Here is a 10,513-nt window from a genome sequence, read left to right on the forward strand (position 1 = left end):
AGCCGGAAAAGGGGCGTTGAAGAAGGGGCTGAAGGCGGACCGCCGGCGCAGTCGCGCTACGCCCGGCGATCACGCGGCGGGCGCTTCCGTGCCCAGGTAGGCCGCCTGGACCCGGGGATCGGCGGCGATGGCGGCCGGTTCGCCTTCGGCCAGCAGGCCGCCGCGCACCAGCACGGCGATGCGGTCGGCGTGCTTGAAGACCACGTCCAGGCTGTGCTCGGTGAACAGCACCGCGATGCCGCGCGTGTCGGCCAGTTGCCGCGTCAGTTGCATCAGCGCATGGCGTTCATTGGTGGCCATCCCCGCCGTGGGTTCGTCCATCAGCAAGAGGCGCGGGCGATGGGCCAGCGCCATGGCCAGTTCCACGCGCTTGACGTCGCCGTAAGCCAGTTCGCCGCAGGCTTGTGCGGCCTTGTCGGCCATTTGCGTCTGTTCCAGCAGCGTCAGCGCCTCGTCCAGCGCGTGGCGGCCGGCGCGGCGCCAGGGATTGAAGACCAGGCGGTCGCGCGACAACAGGGCGGTCTGCACGTTTTCCAGCGCGGTCATGGAGCGGAACACGGCGGCGGTCTGGAACGTGCGGCCCACGCCCAGCCGGCAAATGCGCGCGGCGGTCAGGCCCACCAGTTCGCGGCCGTCGAGCCGCACCGAGCCCGCGTCGGGCCGGACCTGTCCGCCCAGCGCGTTGAAGCAGGTCGACTTGCCGGCGCCGTTCGGTCCGATCAGGGCCAGCATCTGCCCGGCCTGGAGCGTGAACGACACGCCGGCCAGCGCGTCGATGCCGCCGAAGGACTTGCGCAGGTCGCGGACCTGGAGCAGGGCGGGAGCGCTCATTTCACGGCGCTCCGACCTGAGAGCCGGCGGGTCCAGCGCGTTGCCGCGCCGGCGAGCCCGTCGGGAAACGCCATGACCAGGGCCAGGATGGCCAGCCCCAGCAGTGCGTGCCAGTATTCGGTGCTGCGCGCGGCCGCGTCCTGCAGCCAGGTATAGGCCGCCGCGCCGGCCAGCGGACCGGCCAGCGACTGCAAGCCGCCGAGCAGCACCATGACCAGCCCGTCGACCGAGCGGCCCACGGCCATCGCGTCGGGCGCGATGCTGCCCTTGGAAAAGGCATACAGCGAACCGGCCATGCCGGCGGCCAGCGAGGCGGCCACGAAGCCCGCCCATTGCACGCGGCGCGTGTCCATGCCCAGCGCCTCGGCGCGCAGGACCGAATCGCGCGCGCCGCGCAGCGCATAGCCCAGCGGCGCGAACGCGATCCGTCGCAGCCACCAGACGCCCAGCGCGCACAGCGCCAGCGTCAGGTAGTAGTAGCCGGGACCGCTGCTCAGCCAGGCGGCGGGCCACAGGCCGGTGAGTCCGTTGCTGCCGCCGGTGACGTCGTCCCACTGGAAGGCGGCGGCCCACAGGATCTGCGCCACGGCCAGCGTCAGCATGGCCAGGTAGACGCCGGACAGGCGCACGCAGAACCAGCCGAACACCAGCGCGCCCAGCGCCGCGGCCAGCGGCCCCAGCAGCAGCGCGGCCTCCATCGGCAGCGCGCCAAGCTTGAGCAGCAGCGCCGCGCCGTAGGCGCCCAGGCCGAACCAGGCGGCGTGGCCGAAGCTGGTCATGCCGGCCAGCCCGGTCAGGAAATGCAGGCTGGCGGCGAACAGCGCGGCGATCAGGATCTCGGTCAGCAGGATGGCCAGGTACGGCCATTGCTGGCTCAGCAGCGGCGCCGCGATCAACAGCGCCAGCAGCGCGCCGTACGCCAGCCGCAGGCGCTTGCCGGCAGGGGCGATCGGGCGTTCCGGCCTGGCCGTGTGGCCGGCCGGCGCAGGCGGCTTGCCCATCAGGCCCCAGGGCCGCGCCACCAGCACCACGGCCATGACCGCGAACTCGGCCAGCAGCGTGAGCTTGGACAGATTGAAGGCCCAGGGGCCGATCTGCACCTGGCCCAGGAACACGAACAGGGACTTGGCCAGGCTGATCAGCAGCGCGGCCAGGAAGGCGCCGGGAATCGAGCCCAGGCCGCCCACCACCACCACCACGAAGGCGCTGGCGATGACTTCCAGGTCCAGCCCCAGCGTGGCCGGCGTGCGCGGCGCGGCCAGCGCGCCGCCCAGGCCCGCCAGGAAGGCGCCCAGCGTGAAGGCCGACGTGAACAGCCAGGCCTGGTTCACGCCCAGCGCGGCCAGCATGCTGCGGTTTTCCGCGGCGGCGCGCAGCAGCCGGCCCCAGCGTGTGCGCATCAGCAGCAGCCACAGCAGGCCCAGCACGATCGGGCCGGCGGCGATGAGCAGCAGGTCGTATTGCGGGTAGCGGCGGCCCAGGATCTCGACGGCGCCCGAGAGGCCGGGGGCGCGGGCGGAGAACAGGTCCTCCGGGCCCCACAGGGCCAGCGTGGCGTCGCCGATGATGAGCAGCAGCGCGAAGGTGGCCAGCAACTGGAAGAGCTCGGGCGCGCCGTAGAGGCGGCTGAGCACCAGGCGTTCGGCGGCCGCGCCGATGAGGCCGGTGGCCAGCGCCGCCAGCAGCAGGCCGGCCCAGTAGCCGGCGCCGCCGCCAAAATAGCCGGTGAAGGTCCAGGCCAGGTAGATGCCCAGCATGTAGAACGAGCCGTGCGCGAAGTTGACCACACGCGTGACGCCGAAGATCAGCGACAGGCCCGCGGCCACCAGGAACAGCGCGCTGGCGTCCGCCAGGCCGTTGAGCAGCTGCAATAGCAGCCCGGAACCGCTCATCACTGGGCCGGACGCATCTTGCGCACTTGCTCGTCGGGCGGCTGCAGGCGGGCGCCGTCCATGTAGGCGAAGTCCTTCATGATGCCCTTGCCGTCCTCGATCGCGGTCACGCCCACGTACACGCCCATGGTGGATTGATGGTCGATCTTGCGGTACTGGATCTGGCCGTAGGGGGTGTCGACCTTCAGGCCGGCGAAGGCGTCGACGAGTTTCTCGGTGTCGACCTCGCCGGCGGCCTTCAGGCCCTGGGCGATGGACATGAGCGAGGCGTAGCCCACCACCGAGCCGACCTTGGGCGTTTCGTTGTAGCGCTTGCGGTAGGCCTCGACGAAGTTCTTGTTCGCGGGCGTGTCGATGGCATACCAGGGGTAGCCGGTGACGATCCATCCCGTGGGCGCGTCGGCGCCCAGCGGCTCCAGGTATTCGGGTTCGCCGGACAGCACCGACACCACCGGCATGTTCTCGAACAGGCCGCGCGTGTTGCCTTCGCGCACGAAGCGCGTCAGGTCGGCGGCGAACAGCACGTTGAAGATCGCGTCCGGCTTGGCGTCGGCCAGGGCCTGGACCACGGCGCCGGCGTCGACCTTGCCCAGCGGCACGGCCTGCTCGGCGACGAACTCCACGTCCGACTGGAACGACTTCATCATGGCCTTGAAGGTCGCCACCGCCGATTGGCCGTATTCATAGTTGGGGTAGACGATGGCCCAGCGCTTCTTGCGCAGGGCCAGCGCCTTGGGCGCCAGCGCGGCCACGTGCATCCAGGTGGAGGGCCGCAGCCGGTAGGTGTAGCGGTTGCCTTCCTGCCAGGTGATCTTGTCCGTCAGCGGCTCGGCGGCCAGGAAGAACACCTGCTGCTGCTTGGCGAAGTCGGTCAGCGCCAGCCCGGTGTTGGACAGGAAGCCGCCGAACAGCAGCTCGACCTTTTCGCGCGCCAGCAGCTCCTGCGCGGCGCGCACCGAGTCGCCGGGGTTGCCGTTGTCGTCGCGCGAGATCACCTCCAGCTTGCGGCCGAGCACGCCGCCTTCGGCGTTGACCTGCTCCAGCGCCAGCTGCCAGCCTTTCTTGTACGGTCCCAGGAAGGCGGGGATAGCCTTGTAGCTGTTGATCTCGCCGATGCGGATCGGCGGTTCCTTGTCCTTGGCCTGGGCGGCCGGGGTCAGCGCCAGGGCCAGGAGCGTGGGCGCGAGCGCGCGGCGCAGCAGGGAAAGGCAGGGACGTAGCATGGCGGGAGTCGGGATCGTGTGGGATTCAAGCGGACGGCGGGCGCTTGTCGCCCGTCGCTGGCGGCCCAATTGAAACATGGGGCCGGCGTCCAGGCAAAGCAAATGCCGTCCCGTGGCCTCCGCGGGCGCGCGCCGGGCGCGATGCGCCATCATTCACGGCAAAAATTCACGGCAAAAAAATAGCCCCGCGCGGGCGGGGCTATTTTCGGGAAATCCGGCTGAATTACTTCAGCTTGGTTTCCTTGTAGTCAACGTGCTTGCGAGCGACGGGATCAAACTTCTTGATCAGCATCTTCTCGGGCATGTTGCGCTTGTTCTTGGTGGTCGTGTAGAAATGACCCGTGCCGGCGGTCGACTCGAGCTTGATCTTTTCGCGGATACCTTTGGCCATGTCGTGCTCCTAGTATGTCAGATTGGCGGGAGGCCGATTAGGCCAGTTCGCCGCGGGCACGCATGTCGGCCAGCACGGCGTCGATGCCGTTCTTGTCGATCGTGCGGATGGCCTTGGCCGAAACACGCAGGCGGACCCAGCGGTTTTCGCTTTCAACCCAGAACCGGCGCGATTGCAGGTTGGGCAGGAAGCGACGCTTGGTCTTGTTGTTCGCGTGCGAAACATTGTTGCCCACCATCGGGCCTTTGCCGGTCACTTGGCATACGCGTGCCATGGATGCACCTCTTTATGTCGTTCTTGCGCGCATCGCCGGGAGGTGGACAGGGTGTCAGCCGCCGGGCTGTGGAACCTGCGCATCTGCTGGATGTTCCAGCCTTGCGCCGTTCATGCCGGCCACCCAGTCTTAGTGGATGAGGGGGCTACGCGTTCAGTGCCGCTTTTCAACGGCGCCCAAGCGTATCCGCCCAGTGCTTATACCCGCTGCCTGCCGCCCGCTGGCTGATTCTGCATGCCGGCTTGTCAAGACTGGTGCCAGGGACGCTGGTGCCAGGGACTTCGCCAGACCTGCCGGATCCGCCGGAGTTTTCATCAACCAAAGGCCTTTTCGAAGGACTCTGAGCCAAGAAAAACCCGCTATGCGCGGTTGGGGGTCAGAGTGCCGAACTACAAAGCATAGTAGTCCTGCACGGGAAACTTCATGTGAAGACTGCGATTCTAATACGAAAAAGCCAAGTAAATCAAGCGAAAGCGCTATCGAGTGTGCGATTGCGCCACGCGGCCCGATAGCCAGGACAGGCAGGCGCAGGTCGCCAGCGTGGTCGTCAGGGGCAGGGCGCTGCCGGTCTGCCAGGCGCTGACGGCGAATCCGGCCAGCGCGCCGCAGGACAGTTGAACCGTCCCCAGCAAGGCCGAGGCCGCGCCCAGGCGCTTGCCCTGCTCGGCCAGCGCCAGCGCCGCCGAGTTGGGATTCACGAAACCCTGGCTGCCCATGTAGCCGATCAGGCAGAGCATCAGCAGCGGCAGGCTCATCCAGCCGGCCACGGTCAGCGCCACGGCGGCCAGGCTGGCGCAGGCCAGCGCGGTCAGCGCGCGGCGCTGCAACAGGCGTGGCGGATGGGTGCGCAGCAGCCGCGCGCTGACCTGCGAGCACACGATCAGCGACAGCGCATTGGCGCCGAACAGCAGGCCGAAATACTGCGGCGGCACGCCGTAGAGTTCGATGAACACGCGCGGCGAGCCGATGATGTACGCGAACATGCCGGCCTGGCCAAAGCCGCCGGCCAGGCTGTGCGCCATGAAGCCGCGATGGGCGAACAGGGCGCGGTAATTGTGCAGGATGGTCTGCCAGCGCAGCGGCACCACGCGCTCGGGCGCCAGCGATTCCTTCATGATCAGGATCACGGCGGTCATCAGCATGGCGCCGCCGGCCACCATCACCCAGAACAGGCTGCGCCAGCTGGCGATCGTCAGCAATTGCCCGCCAGCCAGCGGAGCCAGGATCGGCGCCAGGCCCATGATCAGCATCAGCAGCGACATGGCGCGCGCCGCTTCCTGGGTTTCGTAGTGGTCGCGGATGACGGCGCGCGGGATCACGATGCCGGCCGCCCCGCCCATGGCCTGCAGCACGCGCCAGCCGGTCAGGGCTTGCGCCGAGCCGGCCAGCGCGCAACCCAGCGAACCCAGCATGAACAGCGCCAGGCCCACCAGCAGCGGCGGCTTGCGGCCGTAGCGGTCGGCCATCGGACCGTAGAACACCTGCGCCAGCGCCAGCCCGATCAGGTAGGCGGCCAGCGTGCGCTCCACGTCGCCGCGCGGCACGCCCAGATTGGCCGCGATGGTCGGGAACGCCGGCAGGTACATGTCGATGGCGAAGGGGCCGATCGCCGTCAGCGCGCCCATGAGGATGAGCCAGCCAGGCAGGCCGCGGGAGGTATGCGTAGGGGACATGAGATATACGGAGAGCAACGGTCGCGGGACATGAGGGCGCGGTTGCCGACTGTTGCGTGTCTTGCGCCAAGCCGGCAAATGTATCACGCGTGGCCTTACAGAAAGTTGGTACGCGTTTTCCGATACAGTGGGTCGCGTAGCGCTCGGGGGAGGGTTTCGTCTTGTCTTGAAGAGGAGAGGCTATGAATCCCTTGTTGTCGGTCGTGGAAAACAAGCTGCGGGACCTGCCCGTGCGCGTGCAGCTGGTGCTGCCGGACGGCGCGGTGCTGGGAGCGGCCGAGCCGCAGGTCCGCTTCGCCGCGCGCGACAAGACCGCGCTCGCGCACCTGGCCGAGGGCGCGGTGGGCGTGCTGGGGCAGGACTATGTGGAAGGCCGCATCGATATCGAGGGCAGCATGCGCGACGTGATGGCGGCCGCTTCCGCCATGCTGCCGGGCTCGCCGGTGGAGGCCGCGCGCGGCGGCTGGCTGACCGATCTGGTGCGCAAGGTCATGTCGGTGTGGCGCCATTCCGTCGAGCGCGATGCCCGCCAGATCGAGTTCCACTACGACCTGTCAGATGATTTCTATGCGCTATGGCTGGATCCGCGCCGGGTCTATTCCTGCGCCTATTTCCGCGAGCCGGACATGGCGCTGGCCCAGGCCCAGGAGGCCAAGCTGGATCTCATCTGCCGCAAGCTGCGTCTGTCGGCCGGCGAGCGCTTCCTGGACATGGGCGCGGGCTGGGGCGGCCTGCTGCTGTGGGCCGCGGAGCACTACGGGGTGGACGCCACCGGCATCACGCTGTCGCACAACCAGCATGCGCATGTCAGCCGGCTGATCGAGGCCAGGGGGCTGGCCGGGCGCGTGCGCATGGAACTGCTGGACTACCGCAGGCTCGATGAATCCACGCCCTATGACAAGATCGCTTCGGTCGGCATGTTCGAACACGTCGGGCGGGCGCAGCTGGACGGCTATTTCGCCAAGCTGCGCAGGCTGCTCAAGCCGGGCGGGCTGATCATGAACCACGGCATCACCGCCGCCGGCGTCTACAACGCCGAGCTGGGCAACGGCATGGGCGAGTTCATCGAAAAGTACATTTTCCCAGGCGGCGAGCTGACGCATGTCAGCGCGGTGATGCAGTCCTTGACCAACGGCGGCCTGGAAGACCTGGACGTGGAGAACCTGCGGCCACACTATGCGCGCACGCTGTGGGCCTGGAGCGACGCGCTGGAAGCCCGCTTGCCCGAGGCCGCGCGCATCCTGGGCGGCGAGCAGGGCGCGCGCTCGCTGCGCGCCTACCGGCTCTACCTCGCGGGCTGCGCCATGGCCTTCGAACACGGCTGGATCGCGCTGCACCAGATCCTGGCCCAGCACCCCGCCACCGGCCGCAGCGACGAACTGGACCGTCCGGCGGACCTCGCCTACCCATGGCGACGCGACTACATGTACGCCGCGCCTGCCGGCGAGCCGCCACGCGCATAGCGCGCCCTGATAGCGTCGTGAAATGTGCTCCATGATCGAGCCCGCAAGATGCCGCCCCACAATCGGGGCCGCGCGGAGCCGGCTTTGCCGGGCCGCAGCGGCGCCCCCTGGAGGGGGAAGCGCGTAGCGCTTGGGGGTGGGAGCATCCTTCCGGTCCGCAGCGGCGCCCCTGGGGGAAGCGCGCAGCGCTCGGGGGGGCTCTACCCTGCAGCCTCGACCAGCGCCTTGGCCCAATCGGGCGTGGCGCGAATGTCATCGGGCGTGATCGGGAACGTCAGCCGGCCCTGATCCATTCCCAGCACCAGGCGCGGCTCCGGCACCGCAGCGCCCACGGCCACGTCGACGCTGTTGTCGTAGGCGCGCAGCTGCGCCAGGCGCGGCATCAGGACAATGAGGTTGAGCAGCGAGGTGCGGCAGCGCTGGCGGATGCGGTCCTCGGGGATGTCGTGGCCGCCGCGCGCCACGCGCAGGCGCACCCGCTGGATATGTTGCGCGGCATCGCGCAGGCCGCAGAACCAGACCAGCACGTCATGCGACGCCGACGCGGCCATCAGCTTCTGCGTGATGGTGTCGCCGCCCAGCGTGGTTTCGAAGGCGTAGGTCTTGCGCGTCCGCACGGCCAGGTCCAGGCGCCGCACGCCTTCGTTCCAGGCCGCGATGTTCGCGTCTTCCTGTCCATAGCCGTGTTCCCGGACCAGCTCGCGCGCGCAGGTGTCCGGATTGAACCAGGCCAGTCCGGCCTGGGTGAGCAGATGGCCGCCGATGGAGCTCTTGCCCGCCCCGTTCACCCCCGCCAGGACAAACAGCACGGGGCGGGTCGCGTCAGACCGGGTCGCGTCCGCTCGGGCTTCTTCAGCCTGGACTTCGCCGGACCCCGCCATCAGTAGGTGGATCCCGCCTTCACCTTGCCGTCCAGCTGGCCGGGCGAGCGCATCAGGTCGCGCAGGCGGTCGCCGGCCTGTTCATCGTCCAGCGCCGCCAGCCGCTCGTCGAAGCGGCGGCGCAATTCCGCCAGCGGGTCGGGCATGGCCTGGTTGGCGGCCTGCGCGGCCTCCAGCAGCCGGGCGTATTCGGCGGTGGACAGGATTACCGCCTCGGGCTGGTTGTGGTTGGTGATCAGCAGCCTGCCTTCGGCCGAGAGGGCGCGCATCATGCCGCGCCAGCCGTCCTTCTTGACGGACGAGGCGGGCGCCACGGGCAGTTGGTCCAGGGGGGCGGCGAGCCGGGCGGGGGCGGACATGGTGTGCTCCTTGGTTGCACGGAAATATCTGGGGCTATTTTACCCAAAATTCCCAAATTGGCCTGAGGAAAATACGATCCGAGGACGCGACGCAGCGGTCGGATCGAGGGGAACCTTGTACGCATGCAAGAAAAATATTAACTAAATGTATCTCAAAAATGAAACACCCATTTCCCTGGGCAGCATGGCATTTTTCTTCTGAGAATTCGGGGTTATCCCGGAGTATTTTTCTCGGAAATGTTTCGGCATTTTTCCGGATCAGGCTTGGGTTGAGCGTCTATTTCGTTTAAGATGCTCGCTTCTTCATTCAGTTTGTTCTCTTTCTGCGGGTTCTCGAATCCTTGTTCGAGCCCCCTGTCTTGCAAGACGCCGCGCCCCTGCGGACCGTCTTGCCGCTAGTGTCGGTTTGTATTGGCGGTTCTGCCCGTCTTCCGCACAACCCCCTTAGCTACACGGCATCGTCAGGCCGCAAGCCCGGCGCGTGTCCCTGAACCTATGGAGGCAAAAGCCAATGCGTTTCACCCCCATCAAGACCCTGGCCGCCGTGGCCGTCTTGTGCGCCTTCGCCGGCACGGCCCAAGCCGCCGATGCGCCGCAGTGCGAACTCAAGCGTCCGGTCAATTTCGGCGCCATGAACTGGGAATCCAATCTGGTCCTGGTCGATGTAGAACGATTCATCATGGAAAAAGGCTACGGTTGCAAGACCGAGACCTTGCCCACCGAAACCCTGCCCGCCCTGGCCGCGTTGGAGCGCGGCGACCTCGATATCAACACCGAGATCTGGCTGAACAGCGTGGCCGATCCCTGGGAGCGCGCCGAGAAGACCGGCAAGGTCAAGCGCGTGGGCGAGCTCTACATGGGCGGCGAAGCCTGGTACATCCCGCGCTACACGGCCGAGCGCCTGCCCGAGCTGAAGTCGGCGGCCGACCTGCCCAAGTTCAAGGATCAGTTCAAGGATCCCGAAGAGCCGGGCAAGGGCCGCTTCTACGGCTGCCCGGCGGGCTGGGGCTGCGAAGTGACCAGCACCAACCTGTTCCACGCGCTCAAGCTGGATGATTCCTACACCCTGTACTCGCCCGGCACGGGCGCGGCGCAGAAGGCGGCCCTGATGTCGGCCTACAAGCGCAAGCAGAACGTGGTCTTCTACTACTGGTCGCCCACACCGCTGGTCGGCGCGATGGACCTGGTCAAGCTCGAGATGCCGCCGTACGACGCGGAAAAGCACAAGTGCCTGACCTCGCCCAAGTGCGCCAAGCCCGAGCCCAGCGCCTATCCCGACAATCCCGTCTTCACCGCCGTGAACGCCAAGTTCGCGGAGCAGGCTCCCACGCTGACCGATTTCCTGTCCAAGGTGTCGGTGCCGCTGCCGGTGATGAATGAAACCCTGGCCCACATGGAAGAATCCGGCGACGAATCCGCCGCCGTGGCCAAGTGGTTCCTGAAGAACCATCGCGACGTCTGGACCAAGTGGGTCCCCGCCGACGTCGCCGGACGCGTGCAGAGCGCGCTCTAGCCATCTCCGAGAT

General features: G+C 67.7%; 10 protein-coding genes. 2 read left to right on the forward strand and 8 right to left on the reverse strand.

Annotated features, from left to right (window positions below; translation table 11 throughout):
* Nucleotides 1–69 precede the first annotated feature (69 nt).
* From AC6LJ9_RS22670 to AC6LJ9_RS22695, 6 genes are all read right to left on the reverse strand, one after another.
* Entirely contained in the window at nt 70–831 is a 762-nt protein-coding gene (locus tag AC6LJ9_RS22670; protein WP_498149289.1) for an ABC transporter ATP-binding protein, read from the reverse strand.
* Complete coding sequence (locus tag AC6LJ9_RS22675) at nt 828–2,723, reverse strand: ABC transporter permease (RefSeq protein WP_498149290.1); 1,896 nt, start codon at nt 2,721–2,723, stop codon at nt 828–830. The genes AC6LJ9_RS22670 and AC6LJ9_RS22675 overlap by 4 nt, the downstream gene beginning before the upstream one ends.
* Nucleotides 2,723–3,946 carry an ABC transporter substrate-binding protein gene (locus AC6LJ9_RS22680; protein WP_498149291.1) on the reverse strand — a complete coding sequence of 408 codons (1,224 nt, stop codon included), beginning with the start codon at nt 3,944–3,946 and terminating at the stop codon, nt 2,723–2,725. The genes AC6LJ9_RS22675 and AC6LJ9_RS22680 overlap by 1 nt, the downstream gene beginning before the upstream one ends.
* Nucleotides 3,947–4,169: 223 nt before the next feature.
* Complete coding sequence (rpmG, locus tag AC6LJ9_RS22685; protein WP_003810296.1) at nt 4,170–4,337, reverse strand: 50S ribosomal protein L33; 168 nt, start codon at nt 4,335–4,337, stop codon at nt 4,170–4,172.
* Nucleotides 4,338–4,374: 37 nt separating this feature from the next.
* Nucleotides 4,375–4,611 carry a 50S ribosomal protein L28 gene (gene rpmB, locus AC6LJ9_RS22690; protein WP_006390601.1) on the reverse strand — a complete coding sequence of 79 codons (237 nt, stop codon included), beginning with the start codon at nt 4,609–4,611 and terminating at the stop codon, nt 4,375–4,377.
* A gap of 476 nt (nt 4,612–5,087) precedes the next feature.
* Entirely contained in the window at nt 5,088–6,284 is a 1,197-nt protein-coding gene (locus AC6LJ9_RS22695; RefSeq protein ID WP_498149292.1) for a Bcr/CflA family multidrug efflux MFS transporter, read from the reverse strand.
* A gap of 182 nt (nt 6,285–6,466) precedes the next feature.
* On the opposite strand from AC6LJ9_RS22695, the gene AC6LJ9_RS22700 reads away from it, so the two are divergent.
* Nucleotides 6,467–7,747: a class I SAM-dependent methyltransferase gene (locus AC6LJ9_RS22700; protein WP_498149293.1), complete on the forward strand. Its 1,281-nt coding sequence runs from the start codon at nt 6,467–6,469 to the stop codon at nt 7,745–7,747.
* A gap of 200 nt (nt 7,748–7,947) precedes the next feature.
* Here the strand turns inward: AC6LJ9_RS22700 and AC6LJ9_RS22705 are convergent, their stop codons facing one another.
* On the reverse strand, nt 7,948–8,556 hold the full coding sequence (locus AC6LJ9_RS22705) for an ATPase (protein ID WP_498149294.1): 609 nt from the start codon (nt 8,554–8,556) through the stop codon (nt 7,948–7,950).
* Between the two features lie 71 nt (nt 8,557–8,627).
* On the reverse strand, nt 8,628–8,987 hold the full coding sequence (locus AC6LJ9_RS22710) for a hypothetical protein (protein ID WP_498149295.1): 360 nt from the start codon (nt 8,985–8,987) through the stop codon (nt 8,628–8,630).
* A gap of 511 nt (nt 8,988–9,498) precedes the next feature.
* Here AC6LJ9_RS22710 and AC6LJ9_RS22715 point away from each other — a divergent pair.
* Entirely contained in the window at nt 9,499–10,500 is a 1,002-nt protein-coding gene (locus tag AC6LJ9_RS22715) for an ABC transporter substrate-binding protein (RefSeq protein ID WP_498149296.1), read from the forward strand.
* The last annotated feature ends 13 nt before the right edge of the window (nt 10,501–10,513 follow it).

The sequence above is a fragment of the Achromobacter sp. 1011811831 genome, from assembly GCF_059760905.1.